Source organism: Mesorhizobium sp. M0854 (assembly GCF_040319815.1).
GTDB lineage: Bacteria > Pseudomonadota > Alphaproteobacteria > Rhizobiales > Rhizobiaceae > Mesorhizobium.
This window is the reverse complement of the sequence record NZ_JAMYOL010000032.1, coordinates 25,776-52,392: the sequence shown is the minus strand read 5'-3', so window position 1 is coordinate 52,392 and position 26,617 is coordinate 25,776. Positions and strand designations below refer to the sequence as shown.

Here is a 26,617-nt window from a genome sequence, read left to right as displayed (position 1 = left end):
AGAGCGGAGCAAGCTATTGACACCCACGAAGTTGCTGATTGGGCAGATCGCTGTCGTATTCGCAATTGTCATTCTTGGCGTGTGGACTGCAACCCAATGGTGCGCCCACATGCTCTCCTATCAGCCGCCACTCGGCGCGCCATGGTTTGTGACAGTCGGCTGGCCGATCTACCAGCCGTGGAAACTGTTCGAATGGTGGTTCCAATTTGACGCCTATGCGCCTGAAGTCTTCGACAAGGCTGGCATACTTGCCGGAGCCAGCGGGTTCCTGGGCTGTGCCGCCGCGATAGCTGGGTCCCTCTGGCGCGCACGGCAGCGGGGGTTGGTCACCACCTATGGGTCCTCACGATGGGCCATGAAGCTGGAAATCGAGAAGGCGGGGCTGTTTCAGCCGGCCGGCGTTTTCCTTGGCGGACTGAATTGTCGCTATCTGCGCCATGACGGACCAGAACACGTCATGGCCTTTGCGCCGACACGTTCGGGCAAGGGCGTCGGACTGGTTGTTCCAACCCTTCTTTCCTGGACCGGCTCGGCCGTCATTCACGACATCAAAGGCGAGAACTGGCAGCTGACCTCTGGCTGGAGGTCGAAGTTCTCGCACTGTCTCTTGTTCAATCCGACCGATCCGAGATCGGCGCGGTACAACCCGCTGCTGGAAGTGCGCAAAGGTCCAGATGAGGTCCGCGACGTTCAGAACATCGCCGACATTCTCGTTGATCCGGAAGGCGCGCTGGAGCGGCGGAACCATTGGGAGAAGACCAGTCATTCACTCCTAGTTGGCGCCATCTTGCACGTGCTCTACGCCGAAGAGGAAAAGACACTCGCCCGTGTCGCCACCTTCCTGTCGGACCCGCAACGCTCATTCGCTGCGACACTGCAGCGGATGATGACCACAAACCACCTCGGCACGGTGGACAAGCCCCAGGTCCATCCGGTCGTGGCCTCGGCGGCTCGTGAGGTGCTGAACAAGTCAGAGAACGAGCGCTCAGGCGTTCTCTCGACCGCCATGTCGTTTCTCGGGCTCTATCGTGATCCAACGGTGGCCGCGGCAACATCGGCCTGCGACTGGCGCATTGCCGACCTTGTGGATGCCGAGCGACCGATGTCGCTGTATCTGGTCGTGCCGCCGTCGGATATCTCGCGCACTAAGCCCCTGGTGCGATTGGTGCTCAATCAAATCGGCCGGCGGCTGACCGAGCGCCTGGAGGGCGATCCAAAGAAGAGCCGCAAGCATCAGCTCCTGATGATGCTGGATGAATTTCCGGCGCTCGGTCGGCTCGACTTCTTCGAGACTGCGCTCGCCTTCATGGCAGGCTACGGCATCCGCGCTTATCTGATAGCGCAATCGTTGAACCAAATCTCCAAGGCCTATGGCGAGAACAACGCCATTCTCGACAATTGCCATGTGCGGATTGCCTTTTCCTCAAATGACGAGCGCACGGCCAAACGCATCTCGGACGCGCTCGGTACCGCGACCGAACTCAGATCGATGCGCAACTATGCCGGCCATCGGTTGGCGCCCTGGTTGTCCCACGTCATGGTAAGCCGCCAAGAGACCGCTCGCCCCCTGCTGACGCCGGGTGAGGTGATGCAGTTGCCGCAGGCTGACGAACTAATCCTGGTTTCGGGATTGCCGCCGATTCGCGCCAAGAAGTTGCGTTATTACCAGGATCCGAATTTCACGGAGCGAGTGCTGCCTTCGCCGGTGCTGCGCGACGGTGCCTACGCGGATCGGCCCACGTCGCGCCCGGACGATTGGAGCGGACAGGTGCGCGGCGTGGATCGGCGTCTTGCTGGCGATGACGACAGTGCCGGCGCGGCAATCGAAGACGGAGGTGTCCAGCAGCAGCGCCATCCGGGCCTGCGCGAAGAACGGACCCTCGTCGTCCAGGAGCCTGGTCAGGGCGATCTGTTCACGCCCGCAGACGATGACTGCGAGACGCTCGCCGACAAACGCGTCATGGATCGGATTTCCACCGCCGCACGTGCGTACGGCCTCAACGAGGGAATGGGCGACGACAAGGACATCGTGCCCGGCTTCTGAACGGCGCGCCATACGCGGGCGCATCTCAGCGTAGATAACGGCCGTAAGCGATTTCGATGATCTCGACGATGCTCGTTCCCGTCGCCGGTGCATCAGCGCCGGTCAGAGGGAACGAGCAGCATGAAGCCCCACCGCATTCGTCACCAGTTTTTGCTTGAACCCGAGTTGAGCGAGAAGCTGGAGAACCTCAGCCGCAATCCATCGACCACCAAATCGGCCATTGTGGCGCACGCGGTCGAGACCTTTATCGAGCGGCGTGGGGAGAATGAACTCGACCAGCGCTACGGCAAGAGGCTCGACCGTCTTTCCCGCGACCTCGGACATGTCAGGCGCGATGTCGAGATGATCCTGGAGAGCCTGGCGCTCTTCATCCGCTTTTCGATCACGCTTCATGCTCACACGCCGGTGCCGGACAAGGCGACCCAAGCGATTGCCCAGGAGCGCTTCGAGAAATTCGTCGAACAAGTCGGCCGCCAAATCGCTTCCGGGAAACGGTCACTTGGCACCGACGATCGCAGGGGAGGGGAAGGATGAGTTCTCATACGGAAGCCGACCATCGCCGCCGCGCCATGCTGCGCACCGCCATGGGTCCGGCGATCACCGAAGCCCTTGCCGATCCGACCGTCAATGAGGTGATGGTCAATCCCGACGGTGCGCTGCGGCTCGACCGGTTGGGTGAAGGCCGGGTCGACACCGGCGTGCACATGCATCCTTCTGAGGCCGAACGCATCATCCGCCTGGTCGCCTCCCACGTGCGCGCGGAGGCGCATGCTGACAATCCGATTGTCAGCGCCGAATTGCCATCGGGCGAGCGCTTCGAGGGTCTGCTGCCGCCTGTCGTGCTGGGGCCATGCTTCGCCATCCGAACGCCTGCGGCGAAACTCTACACGTTGGCCGACTATGTCGCCGACCGGGTCATGCTGCCGCTGCAGGCCGATGCGCTGAAGAAGGCGGTCCGCGAGCGGCGCAACATCCTGGTCGCCGGCGGCACGTCGTCGGGCAAGACAACACTTGCCAATGCGCTGCTGGCACAAGTCGCCGATTGCGACGAGCGGGTGATCCTGATCGAGGACACGCGCGAACTGCAATGCGCGGCGAAGGATTGCGTTGCCTTGAGGACGAGGCGGGGGTCGGTCACGCTCGCCGATCTCGTGCGCTCGACCCTGCGGCTCAGACCCGACCGCATCATCGTGGGCGAAGTCAGGGGCGCGGAGGCCCTGGACATGCTGAAGGCATGGAACACCGGGCATCCCGGCGGCATCGCGACGGTTCACGCCAATTCGGCGCGCTCCGCTCTCTACCGTATCGAGCAGCTCGCCCAGGAAGCCGTCGTCACCGTTCCCCGCCGCCTCATCGCTGATGCGGTAGATCTGATCGTCTTCATCGCTGGGCGCGGATCCTCGCGCCGCATTGACGCGATCGCTGAGGTCACCGGTCTCGACAGCAGCGGTGACTACGCCGTCACCCCGCTCACGCTTCCGCAACTCCAGCAGTTTTGAAAGGTCACCTCATGCGCAAGAAGCTTCGCTTCCTTTCGTCCACCGCGCTCGCGTTTCTTCTCACCGTCCCGGCCCACGCAGCGGGCTCCGGCATGCCTTGGGAACAGCCGCTGCAGCAGATCCTTGAATCGGTCCAGGGACCCGTCGCCAAGATCGTCGCGGTGATCATCATCATCACCACCGGCCTGACCCTTGCTTTCGGCGACACGGCAGGCGGTTTTCGCCGGCTGATCCAGATTGTCTTCGGCCTGTCGATCGCCTTCGCGGCATCGAGCTTCTTTCTCTCCTTCTTCTCCTTCGGCGGCGGGGCACTCGTCTGATGGCCACCGGAGAGCAGCATATCGAGGGTTTCGAAGTCCCCGTTCACAGGGCATTGACTGAGCCGATCCTGCTGGGCGGCGCGCCGCGAGCGGTGGCGATCCTCAACGGCACGGTGGCCGCGGCAATAGGCCTTGGCCTGCAGCAGTGGATCGCCGGACTGGCGCTCTGGATCGCCGGCCACACCCTCGCGGTCTTTGCCGCTCGCCGCGATCCGGACTTCGCCAGCGTGCTTGTCCGTCATCTTCGCCTGAAGGGGTGGCTTGCATGCTGAACCTTTCGGAGTATCGCGGCAAAGCCGATCGGCTTGCCGATCATCTGCCCTGGGCCGCTTTGGTCGCGCCCGGCATCGTGCTCAATAAAGACAGTAGCTTCCAGCGAACCTTCCGGTTCCGTGGCCCCGACCTTGAAAGCGCGACCGAAGCCGAGTTGGTCGGCATCTGCGCACGAGCCAACAATGCGCTACGAAGGTTGCGCTCCGGATGGGGGTTGTTTTTCGAGGCCGAGCGCATTGAAGCGCTGGGCTATCCGAGCTCGGCTTTTCCCGATGCTGCCTCATGGCTGGTCGATGAGGAACGGCGGGCGGCCTTCGAGGGCAAGGTCGCGCACTTCGAGAGTCGCTATCATCTGACCTTGGTCTTCATGCCGGCGCCAGATGGCCAGGCGCGGGCGGAAAGCGCACTGGTCGACTCGCATCACTCGGGAGGGGCTAGAGACTGGCGCCAGGAGCTGGCGTGGTTTCGCGACGAGACCGACCGCGTCCTGGATTTGCTGTCCGGCTTCATGCCGGAAGTGCGCGCCCTCGATGATGCCGAGACGCTAACCTATCTGCACGGCACAATCTCGACCTACCGCCATCCGGTCGCCATGCCGGAAACGCCAATGTATCTCGACGGTGTTCTGGTTGACGCGCCGCTTACCGGCGGCCTGGAGCCGATGCTGGGTGAGCAGCATCTGTGCACCCTCACCATCCTTGGTTTCCCGAACGTCACCCGGCCAGGGATCCTCGACGCGCTCAACCATCAGGATTTCGCCTACCGCTGGATGACGCGCTTCATCTCGCTCGACAAGACGGAAGCCACAAAGACACTGACCCGGTTGCGCCGTCAGTGGTTTGCCAAGCGCAAATCGGTCGCAGCCATCCTGCGCGAGGTCGTGACCAACGAACCCGTCCCTCTCGTCGATAGTGACGCCGACAACAAGGCGCTCGATGCGGATGCCGCCCTTCAGGCATTGGGCGGCGATCACGTCGGCTTCGGCTATCTCACCACAACGGTGACGGTATGGGACCAGGACCGGCAGGCCGCCGCGGAAAAGCTCCGAGCGGTTGAGCGCATAGTCAATGGGCTCGGCTTCACCACGATACGTGAAAGCATCAATGCGGTCGAGGCGTGGCTCGGCTCGTTGCCTGGTCATGTCTACGCTAACGTTCGCCAGCCGCTCGTTCACACGCTGAATCTTGCCCATGTCATGCCGCTGTCGTCGGCGTGGGCCGGTCCGGTGGAGAACGAGCATCTCACCAACGTGACTGGGACCGAATCCCCGCCGCTTCTCTTCGCAGAGACCAACGGGTCGACACCGTTTCGGCTTTCCACCCACGTCGGCGATGTCGGCCACATGCTGGTCGTTGGTCCGACCGGTGCCGGCAAGTCGGTTCTGCTTGCGATAGTCGCTCTGCAGTTTCGACGCTATGCCGGGGCGCAGGTCTATGTCTTCGACAAGGGCAATTCGGCTCGTGCGGCAACACTGGCCATGGGCGGAGAACACCACGCTCTGGGCGCGGATGGTGCGCTTGCCTTCCAGCCACTGAGCAATATCGGCGACCAGGCTACTCGCAGCTGGGCGGCGGAATGGATCGCCGGCCTCGTTGCCCATGAGAATGTCACCGTAACACCGGAGGTGAAGGAGGCGATCTGGTCGGCCCTGACCAGCCTTGCCACCGCGCCGGTGCGGGAACGCACGCTCACTGGATTGTCGGTCCTGCTTCAGTCCAATGCGCTGAAATCCGCGTTGATGCCGTACACGCTCGATGGCCCGTTCGGGCGTCTGCTCGATGCCGATGAAGATCGGCTGGCTTTGTCGGATGTGCAGTGTTTCGAGACCGAAGAGCTGATGCACAGCCAAGGCGCTGTGCTCCCGGTTCTCACCTATCTGTTCCATCGTCTCGAGGAGCGGTTCGACGGACGGCCGACGCTGCTGATGCTCGACGAGGCGTGGGTCTATCTCGACAACCCTCTCTTTGCCGCCCGCATCCGTGAATGGCTGAAGGTGCTGCGAAAGAAGAACGTTTCCGTCATTTTCGCCACGCAGTCACTTGCAGACATCGCTGGCTCGTCGATCGCGCCGGCGATCATCGAGAGCTGCCCACAGCGCATTTTTCTTCCCAATGACCGTGCCGTGGAGCCGCAGGCGCGGGCAGCCTATGAGCGCTTCGGCCTGAACGAGCGGCAGATCGAATTGGTCGCCCGTGCCACACCGAAGCGCCAGTATTATTTGCAGTCGCGCCGCGGCAACCGCCTCTTCGAGCTCGGGCTCGGCCCGATCGCTCTTGCGCTCTGCGGGGCCTCTGATCCGGCCACGCAAGCTTTGATCGACAGCGTCCTGTCAGAGCACGGGCAGGACAGCTTTGCCTCCCGGTTCCTGAGTGCGCGCGGCCTCGATTGGGCTGCCGAGCTTCTCCAACAATTCCCTCAACCAGACAAGGAGCAATCGTCATGATGCGGCGCCGCCTTCTCACCAGCCTGATCACCGTTTCCCTGATCGCAAAACCGATGGCCGACTACGTCCAGCCGGCCCACGCCCTAATCGTGTTCGATCCGTCGAATTATGCGCAGAACGTGCTGACAGCGGCACGTTCCCTGGAGCAGATAAACAACCAGATCCAGTCGCTTCAGAACCAGGCGACCATGCTGCAGAACATGGCGCGCAACCTTCAGCGCCTGGATTTTTCTTCCGTGGGCCAGCTCACAGGTTCGCTCCAACGGATCGACGGCCTGATGACCCAGGCCAGCGGCCTGAGCTTCGATCTCGACAAGCTTCAGAACCAGTGGCGTGTGCAATATCCGGAAAGCTACGACGCCACAATCGAGGTCAGCGATGTGGCGAGCGCCGCGCGCGAGCGCTGGCAAAACGCCATGCAGGCGTTCCGCCAAACCATGAGCGCGCAGTCGCAGATCGTGGAGAACGTGCGGGCCGACGGCGACCTGCTTACCGATCTCGTCAACCGCAGTCAGGGCGCGGCAGGTGCCCTTGAGGCAAGCCAGGCCACCAATCAGCTGATCGCGCTTTCGACCAAGCAGCAGATCCAGATCCAGACGCTGCTCGCGACCCAGTTCCGGGCTGAAGCCGAAGATGCTGCCCGCAGGGCGCAGTCCGAGGAAGCTGCCCGCGAGACGACGAAGCGTTTCCTGGGCACCGGTACGGCCTATCCCGGCAACTGATCAGCAGTTCTTCAGACAACGAGGAAGGCGGCGACATGAATGACCTCGGCGTCATTGATCGCTTCATGGAGACTTTTACCCGCTATATTGATAGCGGGTTCGGTCTGCTTTCGGGCGACGTCGCCTTTCTCACCACCATCCTGATCGGCATCGACATCACGCTGGCAGGCCTGGTCTGGGCGTTCGGCGGCGAGCCCAATGTTCTTGGCCGGCTTGTCCGAAAAGTGCTCTATGTCGGCGCCTTCGCCTTCATCCTGAACAATTTTAAGAACCTCGCCGACATCATCTACCATTCCTTTGCCGGGCTCGGCATCAACGCATCGGCCGGCAATCTGTCGGCCGACAGTCTCCTGCGGCCAGGCCGCATTGCCGCGGCCGGCTTCGAGGGCGCCTGGCCGCTGCTCAATCAAGCGAGCCAGCTAGTCGGCTTCCCCGAGATCTTTGGCAACGCGCTGACCATCTTCGTGCTGCTTCTCGCCTGGTTCCTGGTCCTCATCGCCTTCTTCATTCTTTCAATTCAGCTCTTCATCACCATTCTGGAGTTCAAACTCACCACATTGGCCGGTTTTGTTCTGGTGCCTTTCGCGCTCTGGCACCGCTCGGCGTTTCTGGCCGAGCGCGTGCTCGGGAATGTGATCTCGTCGGGCATTAAGGTGATGGTGCTTGCTGTCATCGTCGGCATCGGCTCCACGCTCTTCGGCGAGTTCGCTTCCGCGCTGCAAGGCAAGGAGCCGGACTTGGCCGCGGCCATGTCACAGGTACTGGGCGCGTTGGCGCTGCTTGGGCTCGGCATTTTCGGGCCGGGAATTGCCTCGGGTCTTGTCTCGGGCGCGCCGCAGCTTGGCGCGGGAGCCGCACTCGGAACCACCGCGGCGGCTGCCGGATCAACGCTCGTTGCCGGAGGTGCGGCGCTTGCCGGCGCGCGCATGGCAACCGGCGGCGGTCTCGCCGCCGTTCGAGCCGGCACGGCGATGGGATCGGCTGCTTCCACAGCTTGGCAGATGGGGCGTGCAACATCGCCCGAGTCCGGCCTCGCCGGCGTAGCTGCTGGACTGCAGGGCGTTGCCGGCGCAGCTGGCGGCGCCGCGATGCGGGGAATGCGATCTGCAACAGAACCATTCCGGCGCAGCGCCGATGCCGGCCGCGATGCCGCCTGGACCGCGACGGGCGGCACGCCGACCGCATCAATGACCGGAAACCCTGCCGCGTCAGGTGCCAATGCCGCGCCGGCGTGGGCGAGGCGCTTGCGTTCCCAACAGACCGCGCGCGCCCATCGCCACGCCGCCACGCAGGCCGTCCGCGATGGCGATCGGGGTGGAAGCGGGGCCAACCCCTCTCTCAACGATAAGGAAGACTAGATGCTCTTCAAGCGACCTGTTCAGCGTTACGGGAAGACGCCCCACCCGGTCACACCATACCAGAAGGCCGCCCAACTTTGGGACGAGCGCATCGGCACTGCGCGCGTGCAGGCAAGGAACTGGCGCCTGATGGCCTTTGGCTGCCTCGCTCTGGCCATCGGGCTCTCTGGTGGACTCTTGTGGCAGTCGATGCAGGGCCGCGTCGTGCCTTATGTTGTCGAGGTCGACCGCTTCGGTGAAACACGGGCTGTCGCGCCGGCAATCCAAACCTACGAGCCCGACGATGCCCAGATTGCCTGGCATCTCGGCCATTTCATCCAGAATGTCCGCTCCGTCTCCACCGATGCGGTGCTGGTGCGGCAGAATTGGCTCTCGGCCTACGACTTCGCCACTGACCGTGCAGCCCTCTTTCTCAATGAGTACGCTAAGGCCAATGACCCGTTCGGCAAGATCGGCACGCGCAGCGTCTCGGTGCAGGTGACGAGCGTGGTTCGAGCGTCCGACAACTCCTTTCAAGTCAAATGGACCGAGCAGGTCTTTGAGCGCGGCAGCCTCGCCAGCACAACGCGTTGGACCGGGATCCTCACCATTGTGATCCGGCCGCCGAACAATACCGATCAGCTGCGCAAAAACCCGCTCGGCGTCTTCATCAATGCCATCGACTGGTCGCACGAGCTGGACAGCGCCGCGCCGACAACCGTTTCCCCGAAGGAGCCCGCCAATGACAAATAGAGCCCCATCGCTCCGCACCGTCCTGATCCTGTCGGCGTCGACCGCGGTACTTTCGGCCTGTGCCTCGAAGCCGGTGCCGCCACCGCAGATTTCCTATGACCATGCTGACTTCAAGCCGGCCGCGATTGAGAAGGCGCCGGAGAAGCCCGTCAAGGTCGTGGAAGTGCCGAAACCGCTGCCGCTGCCCGGCCAGTTGCAGCCCGAGCCGGGCAAGGCTGCTGAAGACAAGCGCTCGCCTGAAGAACGTGTCGCCGATGCCAACAAGGCGGCGACGCAGCAACCCACCAAATATGGCTATGTGAATGCGGTGCAGGTTTACCCTTTTGCCGAAGGCGCGCTCTACCAGCTCTATGCCGCACCGGAGCGCGTCAGCGATATCGCTCTGCAGTCAGGCGAGAAACTCCAATCCGTGTCGGCCGGCGATACAGTGCGCTGGGTAATTGGCGACACCGTCAGTGGCTCCGGCGATGACCAGCGCACCCATGTGCTGGTGAAGCCCTTCGCGCCAGGACTTGCCACCAATCTGGTGATCACCACGGACCGGCGAAGCTATCACCTGCAGCTTCAAAGCACGGATAAGACCGCCATGGTGGCCATCTCCTGGACTTACAGCGAGGACCAGATCATCGCGCTACGCCGGCGCAATGCGCAGGCCGACGCCGCTATGCCAGTGGCGTCGAATGTGGCTCTCGAAAATATTCGCTTCCGCTATTCGATTACCGGCGACATGCCGCCCTGGAGGCCGACGCGCGCGTTCGATGATGGCAGCAAGGTCTACATCGAGTTTCCGCGCCGCATCGATCAGGGTGAGGCCCCGCCGCTCTTCATCGTCGGTGCTGACGGGGACAACCAGCTCGTCAACTACCGCATACGCGGCAACTATTACATTGTCGATCGCCTCTTCGCCGCGGCCGAACTGCGCCTCGGCGCCAAGCAGCAACAGGTGGTGCGCATCACGAGGACCGACGGCAGGCAAGCGCCGCTGCGGAAATTGCTCTTTTCGCGTTCCAGCAGGTGAGGGACGGCCCATGACGGATACTTCCCGCTCCGATGCTTCACCGAAACTCGATCCAGAACAGCTGCAGCTGCGGGCCTCGCCTCGCCGCGCTGTGCGCTTCAAGCGCGGCATTATTGTCGCCATTGCTGCTGTTGGTTCCGGGACCGTTCTAGGCGTCACCATGATGGCGCTGCAGGGACCGGCGCTGCGCATCAAAGAGCAGGCTGAAGAGCTTTACAACACTGAGCGGAAGCCAACCGCGGAGGCAATTGAAAGGCTGCCTAAGGACTATTCCGGGATCAAGCCCAAGCCTCCGGTGCTTGGACCACCGCTGCCCGGCGACCTCGGCCGCCCCATCCTTGAGCACCAACGCCAGCTGGGCATCGCGCCGGGCCAGGAGGTTTCGGCGGAGGAGCAGCGCCTTGCACAGCAGGCGATCGAGGCGCGCGAATCGCAAGTCTTCTTCCGGATCGAAAATCGACCCCGGCAAGCGGATGCCGCCGGCAACGGGCAGGGCGGGCGTCCACCCTTTGATGGAACGGCTCCACAATCCGATGCCGCACGCGATTCAGCTTCCGTTGCACCGGCCGAGGGCGACCAAAACAATCAACAGCGCAAGCTCGATTTTGTCAGCCAGCGGAACACAAGTGGAATCTACAATCTGCATGCACTGCAGACGCCGGCTTCGCCGTATCAGCTGATGGCCGGCAGCGTCATCGCAGCGAGCCTGATCACTGGCATCAATTCCGACTTGCCCGGCCTCGTCGTCGCACAGGTCACCGAGAATGTGCACGACACAGTCACCGGCAGCACCTTGCTCATTCCGCAAGGCTCTCGCCTGATTGGCACCTATGACAGCGTTGTTGCCTTTGGACAAAGGCGCGCGCTGCTGGTCTGGCAACGGATACTGCTGCCCGACGGCTCTTCGATCGAAATCGACAATCTGCCGGCGACGGACACCGCCGGCTATGCCGGGCTTGAGGACAAGGTGGATTTCCACACCTGGCAGCTGATCAAAGGCGTTGCGCTGGCCACGTTGGTAGGGGTCGGCACCGAGCTGAGCCTCGGGGAAGACGAAAGCGACCTGGTCAAAGCAATCCGCGAATCCGCTCAGCAGAACGTCAGTCGAGCTGGCCAGCGCATCACCGAGAAGAACCTCAATATCCAACCCACCATCACTGTCCGGCCCGGTTGGCCACTGCGCGTCATCGTGCACAAGGATCTTGTGCTGCGGCCGTACCCGAATTGACTGGAGTCATCATGACCAATCTGAAACTCGCCAAACTTCCGGACCGGACTCCTTCGAAGATCACCATAAGCGTAAGTGCAGACCTGAACCAAGCACTGAAGGACTATGCAGCGCTTTATCGTCAGACCTATGGCGAGTCCGAATCCGTAGCGGAACTCATCCCGTTCATGCTGGCAGAGTTCCTGGAGAGCGATCGAGCGTTTGCCAAGGCCAGAAAGGAAGGACTCCCTGTCGTCGACAAGTCAGAGAAATCGCGGCGGCAGCCAATTTCAGGGTCCGAATAAGTGACAGCGACCAGTGAGTCCGAGGGGGCACCTTTCTAGGCGGGCAAATGCATTGAAGCAATTTGCCGGCGACAAGCCGAAACATAGGGCACAATAGACGAGCTGATCTGCCCCGAACCAATGCCGGCTCTGCGCCTAATCCCGGTCATTCCGCCGGCCCCTGCCGTCCTCCAGAAGCGGAAATCGCTGGTGGTCAATGCATGGGCGAGTTTGCGCCTCATCCCTGGCGTTGGAGCTGGCCTAAACCTTACTCTAGGCAGACAACTGGAAATGACGACACGGGTCTTCATCGACACAGAAAAATTGAGGGATGGACGCATGGGCTTGTCCACATCGAAAGTGACTGAGGTTTACTCGATAGGATGACAATTGGCGGACTTCCCATCTATTTGTTAAGGATGGAAATGAAATCAAAGCCCAGCGAAGTCGCCGATGATTCCATGCAATTGGGGATGTCGCCTTCGCAGTTCATGCGGCAGCTGCGTCCGGAGTATTATTCCGACACAAGTGACAGGTCAGCGTATGTGCTCGATGGGCCAACGCTGAGCTTTCACCTCGACACCATAACCGACCGCAACCAAACGCAAGGCTTCGAGCTTTTCTGCCGAAAACTTTGCGAGCGCGCAATTTGCCCCAACCTTCGCCCTCAAACCGGTCCTGAAGGCGGCGGTGACAGCAAGGTCGATAGCGAGACTTATCCCGTCAGCGACGAGATAAGCCAGACCTACATCGGCGACGTGAAAGCAGCCGGTGAACGCTGGGCATTTGCCTTCAGTGCTAAGAAGACCTGGGCAGATAAAGTGCGCAAGGACGTAAAGGGCATCATAGATACGGGCCGGAAATATGACCGTATCATCTGCGTAACGAGCCGTCCGGCAAGATCGAAAGACCGCGCGCGCCTCGAAGATGAGCTTCTCGACACATGTGGTGTTTCAGTCACGATCCAAGATCGTTCATGGATTGCCAAGGAAATCATAGAGAACGACCGGAAAGATATTGCCTTCAATTACCTCGGGGTCGGACAGGAAATCACCGACCGGCTTCGGCTAGGTCCGGCGGACTATTCGAGAACCCAACAGCTTGAAGACGCGGAAGCCGCGGTGAGCAACCCTGAGGCATTCACTGGTCTGGAGGTTCAGCGGGCGTCTGAAGCACTTATCGCCGCCAAACTTTCCCGTGGATTGGAACGGGCTCGTACAGATACAGACGGCAGATTCCTTCGCGCGATCCGGTTCGCGAAAGATGGGGGCACATTCAGACAGCAACTCGAAGCCCGATACGAATATTTGTGGACCGCTATCTGGTGGTATGACGACCTCGCTCTCGCCAATGAATCATATGACGATCTGGCAGATTTCGCTCTGAAGGCGGATTCAGCGAAGAATGTCGAATTTCTCTGCAACCTCATGCAAGCGTTTTGCAGCGCTGTCATCCACGGTCATCTGACGCGAGAGGATGTAAAATTCGATGAAAGAACGAACGCGCTCATTGCCGCCTTGGAAGACATGGCGGCTGATCGGAATCGACCGAACAACAGGTTGGAATCGCAGATTTCCCTTCTTCTTTTGAAGATGAATATTGAACTGCTTAATTCAAATCGCGAAGCGCTGTCGGAGATATGGAAGTCGTTTTCGGAAGTTCTGGTTGATGCGCGCGGGTTGGGTGAATTCGATGCCGAGCGCTTCATCAAATTAGTCGGCGTTACGGGAATGATTGCTGTTTCTGACCCGTCTTACGGTCAGCTAGTTGAGGACGTTGCCGCTTTTGTGTCGGAAAGGAAAAGCGAGGGAGAAGGTGCTCTGATCCTCCTTGCTCGCGCCAGCAAGCTCGATCTTACGAAGCCCTTCGAGATCATAAGGCTCGCAGGTAAAGCAGCGATTCAGCTCACCAAGAAAGAATACGCGGACAGTTTGATCGAGGCTCTGCGCCTTCTGACACTTGCCTACCGTAGTGCGGGCATGCTGTGGGCTGCACGGGCCAGCTGTATTTTCCTCGCTGCTTCCCTTGTGATAGAGGGCGAGGAAGAGAGTGAGATTCCGGTTGCCTTTATCCCAACGATGAAGATGTTCGCGTGGATTGCGCTCGAACTTCGGTGCGTTCCTGATTTCTTGAACGCCATCAGATTATTGAACGGGTCTCTCCGTTCTATTCCGCTAACCGATGAATCCAAAAAAGCGCTCTACAACGAAATTCGCGAGTTAGAGTACGCGTTCGCTTGCCAGCTTTTGAACCTCGACGACGAACAGTTGGAAAAGCTGGAAGCTCTTCCTGATGTACTTGAAGCCCTAGGGCTCATGTTGGCTAGGTCGGCTTTGCTTTTCGCATTGGGTCACCGTGAACTGTTGCGATTAGATGGCAGCCTTCCTCCCGAGGAAAGTGATGAGGATATTGATCGGATGTTTTCGATCCTCATGAGTCAGCCAGTGGCAGATTCTATCGCTGGCGTCCTTGTCCTGAATGGGGACAAGCCGGAAACAATATCCACGTCAATCATGGGAATGCGGATCGACGTTGCTACTTTGGGGAATGAAGCGAGTTCGCTTCTTGCACAGACATTGGTTGGAGCGTTGGAGGCGTTTTTCGCGACCGCACTCGATGCGGATCTAGTTCCACACACCGAGATAGTGGAAATCACTCTACAATTCACTGAAGATGGCGCCGGGCCTGTTTTCATATTTGACCCGATGACGATGAAGAGCAAGTTGCATTGGCCATTGGGTTTGTCGCTGACCAGCTTCGACAATCAGCGCGTCGTTCAGGATTTGCTTGCCGTGGTAGCTTCCAGAATTCTTGCCACCGCTTTCTTGATCCAGCGGCCAAAAGACTTCATCGAGCAATTGTTCGTGGGTGAGGCGATCATGAACCGCGCCACAATGGTTGCTGTAAGCCCGAACAGTTATCACCGCGTGCTGAACGAGCACATAGGATCGCTTAAAAACTGGAAGCGAGACGGGCATCACTCTTATTCCGCAGGTGAAAGACCGTCGCTCCCACGCATAGATTTTCACCAAGAGGAAGAAACAGAATCCTCCCATGAGAGGCCCGTCCGAGAGGGGCCACCCAAGATCACCGATCATCGTAAGATGGGGATCAAATCCGTGATCGACATCCATTCCTGGGATGAGGCAACGTGGAGAGGCACTGCCTATATACAGTTTGACCCACGGGTTCCGCCCGCCATGGCTTTGCTGTTCGAGAACAGAGCCGCTGCCATAAGCATATTCGAACGTTGGCGGGAACGTGTGGGCGAAGAAGACAAAGACGAAGCGATCAGAATTTCCATCATCAGAAATCTACCATCGCAGCCTCCGTGCCACTATACAGTGATGATAACTGCCAACCCCGATAAGGAAGATTTCAAGAAGCAGGACACGGTTATTATCGCGTCACGCATGAGGACGATGCAACCCGATGATGATGTGAACCTACAAAGGTTCCTGAGATCATATGAGCATTTCAAAGCTTACCTGCTAATGCCCGCGATTTTCGATGGAGCGGGGGCACCGGACCCTCTTTCCGAGCTGACCATTCTCAAGCGGGAGATCATAGTACGAAATGCCGACGATGTCGGGGAACATGATGTGGACCATATGGCCCTGCGTAGCCACCTTGCACCGCCTCGCAAGCCAAAAGATTAGAAACCTTTTCAGCAGCCGTGGGAACTTAGCGCCAAGCAAATTCGACGAAAGTTAGATGCCATACGTCGAGGACGGACAAATGCTGGAACGTTCAAGAATTCGGCCATTGTCCGAGGATCGGGATATCGATTTCGTTATCACTCAGGCCGGCGGTGGACGAGCACACGAAGATTCGGATCGGAAAGATACCAGAAACTCGGATTACCTCCTTGGGCAATCAATAATCGAACTCAAGCTGCTCGAGGACGAACGGCTCGAAAAGCCCGAAACCCAGGCGAAGATCGGTTCCCTGTTCGGAGCGCTCCAACCGGATCGCCCGGTGGTGGTGATCGATCCGACAATAATCGAGTTCAACGATCGGCACGCGTACGCGTCAATCATGCAAGGGCCGATCAAGGGTGTCGTGAGGTCGGCAAGAGGACAATTGAAGCAGAGTCGCAGAGAAATCGGCGGAGGCGCCACTACGGTCCTTTTCGTCATCAACAACGGCTTCAACGCGCTCACTCACGAGGAGCTTTTGGATCACGTCGTGAGGCGGGCGCGGAACGACACCGATGAAATCGACGGGGTTGTGGTCGCGGGGTGCTATCTTCATGGAGACGGGTTCGACACCTTCGCTCTGTGGCCGATAGACTACGTGCTGATCCGCGAGGAACGCCCATTTTCGGAATTCGAAGCCCTGAGGTCGGCTTGGAACAAGCTTGCCGATCGACATATGACCGAGTTCGTAAGAGGCGAGCATGGTCCGGCGGCGGCGAAGGAAGCTCAGACCGACATCGTGTTCGAGTGGGAAGGGCGTACCTTCGTAAAGCCTGCAACACCTATCGGTGCCAAGAGCGCGTTCTTCGGAGCTCGGCGGCCGAGGCTCCACCATCTTCGCTTCGAACGTGTGAAGCACGTGGCTTTGACCGTTCCGCGGCTTTCGCCAGCAGAATACCGCCGAGTCAGAGCCGCGCTGAAGGACGAACCGCTGTTGGAAAGTTTGGACACCTGGAACGATCATGTCGGCGAGGCGCTCTCATACGGTACGCCTCTCAAACCGGTGGTCCCGGTCGCGGTTTCACGGGGCGGCTGGGAGGCATGGAAGCGTCGCAATCCAGGCTCCTCGGGATTCGACTCTCTGCGAGCCGCCGCGAATGCCCGCTACGGTGTTGAAGCCAGCAGGTTGGTACATGCAGCAAAGGAGCTCCATTCGGGCACCGTCGTTCCTCAAAGGTACATCGCTGTGGTCACTGAACTGATCGGACAGGACGAAAACAATGACGTCTCACGCATCGGCGTTTGTACCGGCGGAGATGTCGAGTGGATCGTTTTGAATGCCAGAGTTCCACATTTTGGAGCTTTGGCTTTGGCTGCCGCTCATGCACTACGTCTTGGCCTGACCAACATTCTCTGGAGACACGACCTGAGATATGCCTGGGTATAGGTTGCGGGCAATTTCTTCTCTGACCTGGGTAGGTCCCAAGCACGCGTCCAACTTCCGTTGTTATAGCGGACTGACAGCTTTCGTTAACTTCGGGCGCCGGCAGGCGTACGAAACTCCCCGAGGAAGGAACCCGCGGGCCACAGTCGATGTCTATGGGGATTTCGATTTGCGGCTGATGTCGGCGATGGCGCGACCGTCGTCGGGGGACGGCGGCTTCGATGCGGACAGACCGCTTCGTTGCGCCTCCGCGCGGTATTGTCGGCTTGGTGGGCGGCCGGACGCTGCCCTTTCGGCTTCGATGATCACCATGGGCGCGTGTGGATTCGTTGCCGGAGGCTGGGCACCTGCGGCGACTGAAGAATGGAGTAGCCCATGCCGGATCATGGAGTGGTCTCCCGGTTCGCTGCGGTGGTGTTAGGCGGTCCGCGCGGCTGTCTCCACCGTTCGAAGGTCTCAACGATCATGCGTCCGCCGCAGCAAGGGCAGGACGGGCGGAAGTCAGCCGACTCTTCCGAGGTGTCGGTCTCGGGCGGCGCAGCGACGTCCAGCAGTTCGCGGGCGCGTGCGATGCTGGCCTTGCGGGCGGAGCCGGCGAGCAGGCCATAGTGCCGGATGCGGTGGAAGCCATGCGGCAGGACGTGGAGCAGGAAGCGGCGGATGAACTCGTCGGTCGCGAGCGTCATGACCTGCTGGCGATCGGCGCCGTCGCGGCGATAGTCCTTGTAGCGGAAGGTGACGCCGCTCTCGTCGAAGGCGATCAGGCGGCTGTTCGAGATCGCTACCCGGTGCGTGTAGCGGGACAGATAGGCGAGCACGGCTTCCGGCCCGGCGAAGGGCGCCTTGGCGTAGACCATCCAGCGCTTCTTCCGGATCGGCGACAGGTGTCGCAGGAATGCGCGGCTATCGGCGAGGTGCGCCATCGATCCGAAGAAGGCAAGCCGTCCGCCGTCATGCAGCGCGAGCAGCCGGGCTAGGAACAGCCGGCGGAACAGCTTGCCGAGCACGCGCACCGGAAGCAGGAAGGCCGGCCGCGACGATATCCAGCGCTTCCCGTCCGGCGCGATGCCGCCGCCCGGCACGATCATGTGGACGTGCGGATGATGCGTCAGCGCCGAGCCCCAGCTGTGGAGGACGGCGGTGATGCCGATGCGGGCGCCGAGATGCTTCGGATCGGCGGCGATGGTCAGCATCGTCTCCGACGCCGCACGCAACAGCAGGTCATAGATGGTCGCCTTGTTCTGGAAGGCGATGTCGGCCACTTCGGCCGGCAGCGTGAAGACGACATGGAAGTATCTTACCGGCAGCAGGTCGGCTTCCCGCTCGGCGAGCCATGTTCGCCCCGCCGCGCCCTGGCACTTCGGGCAATGCCGGTTGCGGCAGCTGTTGTAAGCGATGCGCCAATGGCCACAGTCCGCGCAGGCCTCGACGTGTCCGCCAAGGGCTGCGGTGCGGCAATGCTCGATCGCCGACATGACCTTGAGCTGGGCGAGGCTCAGGTGCCCTGCATGGGCGGTGCGGTACGCGGGGCCCGCAACGCGGAAGATGTCGGTGACCTCGACAGAGGCACGCACGGCTCAGCCGTCGGGCGAGATCTCTGCCTCCTTGAACAGACCAAGCTTGTCGAGCGGGCTCGTGACCGTGCGCACCGTGCGGGTCGCGACCTTTGTGTAGAAGGCGGTGTTGTCGAGCTTGGCGTGCCCAAGCAGGACCTGGATCACCCGAATGTCGGTGCCGTCTTCCAGAAGGTGAGTGGCAAAGCTGTGGCGCAGCGTGTGCGGCCCGACCCGCTTGGCGATGTCTGCGGCCTGTGCCGCCTCGACGACGATGCGGTGAAGCTGCCGGGTGCTGATCGGCTTCATGGCATGCTGTCCGGGGAACAGCCAGCCATCGCGGTGCATGACACCCTGCTGCCGCCCGACCTTCCACCACTGGCGCAGCAGAGTAAGCAGGTCGGCCGACAGCATGGCATTGCGGTACCGTCCGCCCTTGCCACGCTCGACGCGCAGCAGCATGCGCTCGCTGTCGACGTCGGCGACCTTCAGCGTCGACACCTCCGCGACGCGCAAGCCCGCGCCATAGGCGACCGAGAGCGCGGCCTGATGCTTGAGGCAGGTGGTGGCGTTGAGGAGACGGGCAACCTCGTCTCGGCTCAGGACCACCGGCAGCTTGCGCGGGTGTGCCAACCGGACGAGCTTGCGCGCCAGGTCCGGGCGGTCGACCGTGTGGGTGAAGAAAAGCGCAGCGCCGACACAATGCTGTTCATGGTCGGCACGGGAACGCCGTCATCCTGCTGCCCAACCTGGAACCGGCGCAAGTCATCCGCTGTCGCCGTGTCCGGCGATCGGCCAAGGAAGCTTGCGAACCGCCCGACATCGCGGACGTAGTTGCGCTGCGTCTCCTGGCTGAACCGGCGCATGGTCATGTCGTCAATCAACCGCTGGCGCAGCGGACTGATCGGTGCATCGAGAACAGGATGGGGCATTGGTCAGGCTCCTTGTTGAAGAAGCCTGTGATGCTCTGCCCCCGCCGAACGACGCTCAATGCGGGCGCGGCAACCGGTTCTTGATCACTACCTCAACCGCAGGCGCCCATCCCGCGCAGCGGTTCGTTCTCCGGCCCATAGGCTGCCGGGCGGCAATGCGCCTCATATCAGACGTAGAGCCAACCGCCTCGTGATCTCAAAGGCGGTCATTGAGCGGTCAGTTGAGGTGGCTGAGGCACCGGTTGCCCCGCCGCTACCGTCCGGGTAAACTCTGGGTCTGAGATTTGACTGTCGGCCATTCATCTTGGCTTGTGCCAGAAGTCTCGCAAAGGTCTTTCCAGTCCTTTGTGCCAATGTCCTTCACGATCCATGATCTGGCGAGGGCGTTTTCGTTTGTATTAAAAAAACAGATATCGATTTTTTAGGTATTTATAAGGCTTGCTGTTGCCAATCCAAGTAGCGCCGTTAGCAGCTCAAACGCATGGGTTGCTAGATCAATCATAGGGATATTCTAGGCGGCTGGCCGGAATAACGCAAGACCATACCGCCAGACCATACCGCCTGCCGCGCGCCCGCTAGGTCTGAATGGCCTGAGTTTAGACGCGTGATGCCCAAATGACAGAGAGTTCACAGCTGACTACAGTGCCGAGCTGGCTCTTGGGCAACTGTTATGATCATCGACCAGAAGCATCCCATCTCTTGGTCACTCGTCGAGCGCGGCGCAGACGGCCGGAAAGTGATGAAGGACCCCGCACTCACAAAACCATTCCTCTACCATATGCTCGAATGGCGTTACGCCAAGCTGATTTTCGAAACTAACAAACTGCGGCTCTCGCCCGTCCGATGTTGGCAGGACCCCTATGAGCGGTGGTGGTGCGATGGTCTGTTCAATCGCCCCGGTCCCCTGTCGGGGTTTCAACCGTACGGCTCGTGTTGGACCACAGGTGCACATGACGAACCGCGTTGGCGAATGGCAGGCTTTGGTCCCGACAAGGAAACTCCTATTGTTCGAATCCGCTGTCGGGTGGACGCTATGGTGAACGCGGCAAAGGCCTCCTCAAGAACAGCGCCGGCTCCGCTTTTCTAGGCCGCGTCCAATATCGTGGCGAGAGAACTCTTGTTCGTCTGGCGCAGTCGGTCGCAGAAGGATCGAAGAAAGAAGTTACCCGGATGGCCGCGACCATGCTGTTGCACAAGCGGCGTGCCTTCAAGTTCGAAGACGAGGTGAGACTCCTTTGGCTGGACAAGCAGGCATTGAGAGAGGGTGTCTATATCGACATCGAGGCGAAGACGTTCATCGACCAAGTGATGATTACACCTCACGCAAGCCCCGCTGAAACGGCGAACATCAAACGGGAGATGAAGCCTTTTGGCGTACCTTGCCTCTCGTCTGGTGTGTTGAAGTCGCCGCGTTAGGCGCGGTCCGCGAATCCTTGTGCCACGCAGTTCGTCACCACCTTCAATCTTCAATCTGCGACGGTCGCTCGCGCTGCGCTATGCCAAAGGCTCCGCGCCAGCGCCCGTCGCTTCACCCGCCCAGTAGGGCACAACCCACGCCGGAAACGATCTCAAAACTGGATAGAAACTGGGGGCAACGTCAGCTCCACTTTGCATTCTGTTAGAGCTTCGTCGAAGAAGATTCCTACCGCTAACCCAAAGGCTGTCGTGGAATTTTGCTAGCCACTTTGTTTGACAAGCGGCTTGGCTTCAATCGCTCCTCGAGGATAGGTGCGTTGCTTCGACTTTAGTTGGCGACGCTCTTGATGCCAGAGGCGACCGCTGCGTTATCAGCGGATTGGGATATGCTGTTGAAAAGGACACACGCACTTTCTTTTTTGCGGAAATTGAACCCTAAGCAGGATTTGTCGTTCGCACATTGCAGTATGCACTCGGGATATCGTAGCGGAAAGCTCCAATAGGCATTGCCAGAAATTTCCGTTTTTGTGGCGAACACTAGATTCGAGTAGCGCAAATTGCTCTCGACCACTTTCTTTGCGGCCATGATCGACTCTTCGCTTTTGACCAGTAGCGATGCGTCCCCTTTCATGAAACAAGCTCGAAATTTTGTGTTGTAGGTAACCGCCAGACATCTGAAGTCGGTGTCGCAGGCGGTTTGACACTGCTCAGAACTCACGTTCCTAATTGGCATATCCGGCAGGTCGTTTCCGATCGCGTCCCACCCGGACACGACAACAAATCCACTATCTGGATCGACCTCTGTCGCAGGAGTTTCTGCGGGGACAGTTGCGGCCTGCTCTCGTGACGGGTCAGGAATGATGTCTGAAGACGCAAATGTGCGACCATCCAGCCACGCGCATCTTGTTGCAAGATCGACGGCGGATGGATCATTAAGGCCGACCAACTGAAGCGTCTGAGCAGCAGCACCAGGCCCGGCTGGTGGCGCTGTCGGGGCAGAACGAGCTGCCAATGATACATTTACGTCCACGCCGTTCACACTCCGCCGAGAGTAACACCACGCTCGGTCCCATGTTTCGTCGTTCTCATCCTTGAAGTGGTGACCTGTGATTAGCTCCCAAGTGGTGCCTTGGTACTCGACGTTCTTGGTGGCGAATTTGTTGAAGTCGACTGTCACCACGTCAGGCTTGGTAGGGACGTCAGCCTGGGGCGCTTCCTCCTGGGCAGGCTTTGGGGTTGGAACAGGAATAGGCGGCTCGTCTTTTGAGGAGGTAAGATCGCTTGGCTGCTCTAAGGTCGGCAAAGCCACTGGCTCCGGCAAGGTTTTGTCCCAGAGACCAAGATTGATGCCTAGCCCAATCCCGACCGCCGCCACTGCAATGGCTCCGCCAGTCGCCATTCGGCGAAGGGCGGTCGCTCGGGCTGTCTTCTCTTGGGCCGCGGCTTGAGCCTGCAAGGTTGGAATCGCTGACCTCTTGACGGCGAGATCGACGGCTTGCTCAAGCAGGGTGGTGTTATGCCGGACGAGCACTTTTGCGACCCTTCATTGATACCGTCACGAGGTCTGAAACCTCAGGCGGCAAATCCTGGTCGAGGGCCTTGCGAAGGACTTCGGGATCATCGGTGAAGAGCGGAACATAGAGGATCTCTTTGACCACCTTTTCCACAGGCACCTCAACGCGCTTCTCAACCTCTTTCTCGACCATAACTTCAACTGGTACCTTAATCGTTCGAATTCGGCGCCAACGCCAACTCAGAAGCATTCTGCGGAGCAGCCTGGAAGTCTTGCTCTCTGAATTGTCCTCTTCTCGGGCGGCAATGCGCTGGAGCGCTAGAGCGACCATTGCCGTAATTGGTCCCGCGAGCGCGGCGATGAGCGCGAGCGAGCCGAACCAAATCACAGAGATTATTCCGGCCTGTGCCTCAGTCACCAGTTCAGGTTTGCTGCCGTACCACCGTGAGGCAATGCGGCGGACCTGATCTGTCCGCGCCATTGGGATCCGCTCCTTGGCCAAGGCGCTGAGGGCTTTGGCAATCTGGTCCTGTCTGACCTGGTTTTGCGCCGAGGTGTTTGCCTTGCTGGCTTCTGCCGCCTGGGCATCTGCGAGCCGTTTGCCGGCTTCATGCAATCGACGCTGCCAAGCCGCGGCATCACTATCGCGCGTTTGCTCCAGAGACGAACGCCTATCGACAAGCTTCTGCCTCTGGTCAGTAGTCATAGGAGGGCTGTTTGCCCGCAAACGATCGAAATTTTCGCGCAGCGCAGCAATCTCTTGATCGAGCGGGTCAATCTGAGTGTCAAACTTGGTGATAATTTTCGTGCGGGGGTTGGCAAGTTTAGCCACTTCCGATTCTAGCCTGCGTGACGAGTCGCTGTCGCCTGAATCGCGCGCCATCTTGATACGTTCAACAAAGCTGTCGCGTTGGCGCTCAAACTGATCGACAGCGTCTTTAACTTCGCGATCACGCTGTTGAATCAGCGCCGATCGAACCGCGTTTTTCTCATCCACTTCATCGCGAACACGCGAGGCCTCTGGAGTAAGGGCTGTCGTTCCCTCCAATTCCGCATTGGCCTCGGCAATTTGCGACTGAAAGGTCGCACGCGATTTTTCCGCAAGAGAGGTCAGCTGCTCAATTTCGGAACGGGCTTGATCGACCTGATCGGCTCTTCGACCAAGTTCGTCAGCAGAGGCGAGCTTTGTCGCTTCCTGTTCAAGGGCATCAATCTTGTTTACGAGCTCCTCATAACGCAGCTGACGCAATGCGCCTGCCCTCTCCATCCCCATAAAGACAGTTTCGAAAGTGATGCCTGCAAGAATCAGGAGGAAGACCAAGATTATGGGCTTCCAGAGCCAAGACGCGCTGAAAAGCAGTGTAGCTATCGGTATCTTGGTGAGCTCCGCGATTGCCACCATGAGAAAGGGTGCACTGGCGAGCGTCAAGTCCATTGCAGTGACAGACTCGCTTGCAGAAAACGCTTGTACGCCTAATGCTACACCTGTCGTAAGACCAATCGCTGCGGCCGCAATCTCTAGGGCCCAGGCACCACGGTAGGTCCACTGGCCATAGCTTGCCAGCTTTTGACTCATCACAGTCTGCATTTTACTCGCCCCCCCGACAGGGCAACATCACGCCTTGATCGCCTGTCAGCATACACTGAAAAATAACTATGTTAACGATTTTGAAAGTCTTAGTTAAGGCGTCTTCTCTCTATTGTCGCAACAACTTTTTCTGCCCTTCAGATATAGAATACCTCGTCAAAAAATGAGGCTAGCAGACCGCGCCGCCCATGCATGGTCTTCGTTGGATCGGTGTAAGCGGAAAGCCGAACAGGCCGTAGCGCGCTTACTCCGTTACATTTCAGCTAGCAGAGTGTTTCGCATGGGATCCCATCCTTGTCGCGATCGAGTTTTCCGCCCCATGAGCAGTTTTGCAGGTACCAGTTGGCGTCGTCGCAGGAACCGATCTGCTTGCACGTTCTCCGCGGGTCGCAAGAATAGCCGCTCTGCGCGACCAGCTTACGGCTGATGATGCCCAGTGGGCGGCTCGACGGCGCCGCGCCGTCGGCGTGCGCAGCGCGCCATTCCCAGGGTGCCTGAAACGTCCCGGCCCACAGGCCGATCTTTGAGGCTTGGGCTTGCGCCTGCTGCCCCGCATAGGCGCCCTGGCTGTAGTGAGGCCAATCCAGCGCCTGGCCGTGCTGGACCATCCAGGCGGCCACGCCCGCGCCGTCGGCGCGCCGACAATCGCCGACAAAGCGGTGGTAGCGATCCCACGTCACGAATGTGCATTCGAGCGGCCTCGACGCGGCCAGGAAAGTGTCCAGCGCTTCGGCCGATCGCCGGCCGCAAGGATACTCGGCGCCATTCGCATCGCGGCACAGCTGTCGGCTCTCTGGCGCGTCGATGCCGTTGAAGCGGACGCGCTGGCCGTGGATTTCGATCGTATCGCCGTCAATGACGGATGCGACACCGGTAAGCAAGGCGGGCGCCGCCCTTCGTGGGCTGGCCTTTGATGCATCGTCGCTACGTTGCGCGCCCGACGGCGCCAGGAAGGCAGCCACTGCCGCCGCTGCCGTAAGACTGAGCATTGCCGGCACGCTCGCAAGTTGGCGCCGCCACAGCTTGGCACCGGTGGGTCTCTGCCACCGATTGGATCGATATTTGCGGTATGGCCTGCTCATCCGCTACGCCGACCAGCCCGGCCATGCGCTGTCGACCATGGGCAGGCCGGCGCAATAGTAATCGTCAACGAACCGCCCGGTGGACCGGTCGCGGCAGCGCCAGATAACGCTGTAGTTCTGGCCATAGAATTGGTCCCACGCGACGCCATAGGTTTGTGGTGGCGGTGGCCGGTAATATGTTCCGCCTCCATAGCCGTTGTTGGCAGCGACACCCACAGCTGCGCCGCCGACAGCCGCGACCGCTATGCCCGTCGCGACAGCATTGTCGGTTTGCACAAGCCTGGTGCACTTCTCTGCTGTTGCGCCCCTGCGCACTAGAAGGGACGCTACCCGACTACGATACTGTTCGTCCGTGCTGCTGGCGAGAACGTGACATAGCGCTACGGTATTCATTGCCGTGAGATCGCTGTCCGACACGACAGTGCTCGTAGAGCAGCCGCTGACGCACAGGGCTGCGCTTGCGATGAGTGCTCCAATTTTCATGTGAATTCCCCCAAACAAATATTGGGGCGAGTCCGACCTGGAAGTCCAGAGTTTTGTTTTTCACTTTGCTACGATTCACAGCATGCTGCGGCTAGCTGGCATCCACTGCAACCAACCCTTCCGCCGGTCGTTGACTGATGCTGGGTTGAACTCAGCTACTCCAGAACTTGCCCGCAGGCTCAAAACCGGCGGGCTTTTTTCCGCGACGCCGGAAAGCTCTATCTTGCCGCATGTTGTGGTACATCGGCACGCCGTCATCGGGCCGTGCTGTTGACCAAGGTGGTCCCTCCGCCATGGTCGGCCGGCGCAGCCTTGACCGTCCGCGCGGGCCATCCCAATCAAGCCCGCTGGCTTCGGTCGGCGGCTTTTTATTTGATCCCCGGCGCCGTCGGCTTGGATCTAGATCCTCGCCAGTGCCGGATTTGAAGGTAAGCTGCGGCGGTATGATCGCACTTCGCGCGGGACGGACCATTGGTGTGCAGCAAGAGCGCCGAGTTCATTCGGCCAAGATTCTGCACTAGGCCGAGGTAGGTGAAGGCAGATAGCTATCCGGTAATCGCTGAGATATTGGAGATAATGTTCCCCCATGGAGGTGTGTACCAGTATTATAAGTTTCCAAACTTCATGTACGAACGCCGTGGACGAGCTGCTGTGTGCGCTTGCCGTAAATCGCTTCCGCGAGTTCACAGTCGGAGGTTGGCTAGGACCCTAACGCGAGAGCTTCAACGGCCCCCTTCGCGATGAACTCCTCAACGAGACGCGGTTCACGTCCCTGGCCCAGGCCCGCGCGAGGCTCAATGTATGGCGCGCCGATTACAACGGCGCGCGTCCGCACTCGCACATCGGATGGCAGACACCCAACGAATGTGCATCGACCTTCAACCCGCGACGGTCGCTCGCGCTGCGCAACGTGAAACGCTCCGCGCCAGCACCCGTCGCGTCCACTGGCCATCAGGGCAAATCCACCCGCGGAAACGAACTCAAGACTGGATAAAATTTGGGGGAAACGTCAGGGCGGCCATAACTTTGCAGTCTTCAGACGCGAGGCGGCCTACAACAGCCCTGCCC

19 protein-coding genes and 2 pseudogenes are annotated in these 26,617 nt (G+C 59.9%); 16 read left to right on the top strand and 5 right to left on the bottom strand.

What is annotated here, in order from left to right; translation table 11 throughout:
- Window positions 1-16: 16 nt before the first annotated feature.
- From NKH99_RS28330 to NKH99_RS28265, 14 genes are all read left to right on the top strand, one after another.
- Window positions 17-2,044 (top strand): conjugal transfer protein TraG, encoded by a 2,028-nt coding sequence (locus NKH99_RS28330; RefSeq protein ID WP_353016976.1) that lies wholly within the window; start codon window positions 17-19, stop codon window positions 2,042-2,044.
- Window positions 2,045-2,164: 120 nt separating this feature from the next.
- Complete coding sequence (locus tag NKH99_RS28325; RefSeq protein WP_353016973.1) at window positions 2,165-2,578, top strand: CopG family transcriptional regulator; 414 nt, start codon at window positions 2,165-2,167, stop codon at window positions 2,576-2,578.
- Window positions 2,575-3,543, top strand: coding sequence for a P-type conjugative transfer ATPase TrbB (trbB, locus tag NKH99_RS28320; protein WP_353016970.1), 969 nt, complete (start codon window positions 2,575-2,577; stop codon window positions 3,541-3,543). Before NKH99_RS28325 ends, trbB begins: the two co-directional genes overlap by 4 nt.
- A gap of 11 nt (window positions 3,544-3,554) precedes the next feature.
- Window positions 3,555-3,863 (top strand): TrbC/VirB2 family type IV secretion system protein, encoded by a 309-nt coding sequence (locus tag NKH99_RS28315; RefSeq protein ID WP_352528997.1) that lies wholly within the window; start codon window positions 3,555-3,557, stop codon window positions 3,861-3,863.
- Window positions 3,863-4,135 (top strand): VirB3 family type IV secretion system protein, encoded by a 273-nt coding sequence (locus NKH99_RS28310; RefSeq protein ID WP_023680309.1) that lies wholly within the window; start codon window positions 3,863-3,865, stop codon window positions 4,133-4,135. The genes NKH99_RS28315 and NKH99_RS28310 overlap by 1 nt, the downstream gene beginning before the upstream one ends.
- Window positions 4,129-6,579: a conjugal transfer protein TrbE gene (gene trbE / locus NKH99_RS28305; RefSeq protein WP_353016967.1), complete on the top strand. Its 2,451-nt coding sequence runs from the start codon at window positions 4,129-4,131 to the stop codon at window positions 6,577-6,579. The genes NKH99_RS28310 and trbE overlap by 7 nt, the downstream gene beginning before the upstream one ends.
- The gene (gene trbJ / locus NKH99_RS28300; RefSeq protein ID WP_352650984.1) at window positions 6,576-7,301 is read left to right on the top strand and encodes a P-type conjugative transfer protein TrbJ; all 726 of its coding nucleotides are present in this window, start codon (window positions 6,576-6,578) and stop codon (window positions 7,299-7,301) included. The genes trbE and trbJ overlap by 4 nt, the downstream gene beginning before the upstream one ends.
- Before the next feature lie 35 nt (window positions 7,302-7,336).
- Complete coding sequence (gene trbL, locus NKH99_RS28295; protein WP_353007156.1) at window positions 7,337-8,659, top strand: P-type conjugative transfer protein TrbL; 1,323 nt, start codon at window positions 7,337-7,339, stop codon at window positions 8,657-8,659.
- Window positions 8,660-9,391 (top strand): conjugal transfer protein TrbF, encoded by a 732-nt coding sequence (gene trbF, locus NKH99_RS28290; protein ID WP_353016964.1) that lies wholly within the window; start codon window positions 8,660-8,662, stop codon window positions 9,389-9,391.
- Window positions 9,381-10,409, top strand: a complete 1,029-nt coding sequence (gene trbG / locus NKH99_RS28285; protein WP_353016961.1) for a P-type conjugative transfer protein TrbG — start codon at window positions 9,381-9,383, stop codon at window positions 10,407-10,409. The genes trbF and trbG overlap by 11 nt, the downstream gene beginning before the upstream one ends.
- A gap of 10 nt (window positions 10,410-10,419) precedes the next feature.
- Window positions 10,420-11,637, top strand: coding sequence for a TraB/TrbI/VirB10 family type IV secretion system protein (locus tag NKH99_RS28280; protein WP_352720341.1), 1,218 nt, complete (start codon window positions 10,420-10,422; stop codon window positions 11,635-11,637).
- An 11-nt stretch (window positions 11,638-11,648) separates the two neighbouring features.
- On the top strand, window positions 11,649-11,921 hold the full coding sequence (locus NKH99_RS28275; RefSeq protein WP_353007150.1) for a DUF2274 domain-containing protein: 273 nt from the start codon (window positions 11,649-11,651) through the stop codon (window positions 11,919-11,921).
- A gap of 398 nt (window positions 11,922-12,319) precedes the next feature.
- Window positions 12,320-15,559: a hypothetical protein gene (locus NKH99_RS28270; RefSeq protein ID WP_353016957.1), complete on the top strand. Its 3,240-nt coding sequence runs from the start codon at window positions 12,320-12,322 to the stop codon at window positions 15,557-15,559.
- 79 nt (window positions 15,560-15,638) lie between these two features.
- The gene (locus NKH99_RS28265; RefSeq protein WP_353016955.1) at window positions 15,639-16,985 is read left to right on the top strand and encodes a beta/alpha barrel domain-containing protein; all 1,347 of its coding nucleotides are present in this window, start codon (window positions 15,639-15,641) and stop codon (window positions 16,983-16,985) included.
- A 380-nt stretch (window positions 16,986-17,365) separates the two neighbouring features.
- Here the strand turns inward: NKH99_RS28265 and NKH99_RS28260 are convergent, their stop codons facing one another.
- The gene (locus NKH99_RS28260; protein ID WP_502900114.1) at window positions 17,366-18,556 is read right to left on the bottom strand and encodes an IS91 family transposase; all 1,191 of its coding nucleotides are present in this window, start codon (window positions 18,554-18,556) and stop codon (window positions 17,366-17,368) included.
- 3 nt (window positions 18,557-18,559) lie between these two features.
- A pseudogene (locus tag NKH99_RS28255) lies at window positions 18,560-19,467 on the bottom strand (tyrosine-type recombinase/integrase).
- Between the two features lie 963 nt (window positions 19,468-20,430).
- Between NKH99_RS28255 and NKH99_RS28250 the strand changes: the two are divergent.
- Window positions 20,431-20,883 carry a hypothetical protein gene (locus NKH99_RS28250; RefSeq protein WP_353016953.1) on the top strand — a complete coding sequence of 151 codons (453 nt, stop codon included), beginning with the start codon at window positions 20,431-20,433 and terminating at the stop codon, window positions 20,881-20,883.
- A gap of 328 nt (window positions 20,884-21,211) precedes the next feature.
- On the opposite strand, the gene NKH99_RS28245 is transcribed toward NKH99_RS28250, so the two are convergent.
- The 3 genes from NKH99_RS28245 to NKH99_RS28235 all read right to left on the bottom strand — a co-directional run bounded on the left by NKH99_RS28245 (window position 21,212) and on the right by NKH99_RS28235 (window position 24,865).
- Window positions 21,212-22,258 (bottom strand): PAN domain-containing protein, encoded by a 1,047-nt coding sequence (locus NKH99_RS28245; RefSeq protein WP_353016951.1) that lies wholly within the window; start codon window positions 22,256-22,258, stop codon window positions 21,212-21,214.
- 139 nt (window positions 22,259-22,397) lie between these two features.
- On the bottom strand, window positions 22,398-23,984 hold the full coding sequence (locus tag NKH99_RS28240) for a hypothetical protein (RefSeq protein ID WP_353016948.1): 1,587 nt from the start codon (window positions 23,982-23,984) through the stop codon (window positions 22,398-22,400).
- A gap of 263 nt (window positions 23,985-24,247) precedes the next feature.
- Complete coding sequence (locus tag NKH99_RS28235) at window positions 24,248-24,865, bottom strand: thermonuclease family protein (protein ID WP_353016945.1); 618 nt, start codon at window positions 24,863-24,865, stop codon at window positions 24,248-24,250.
- Between the two features lie 1,399 nt (window positions 24,866-26,264).
- Between NKH99_RS28235 and NKH99_RS28230 the strand changes: the two are divergent.
- A pseudogene (locus NKH99_RS28230) lies at window positions 26,265-26,543 on the top strand (integrase core domain-containing protein); the annotation flags it as partial.
- Window positions 26,544-26,617 lie beyond the last annotated feature (74 nt).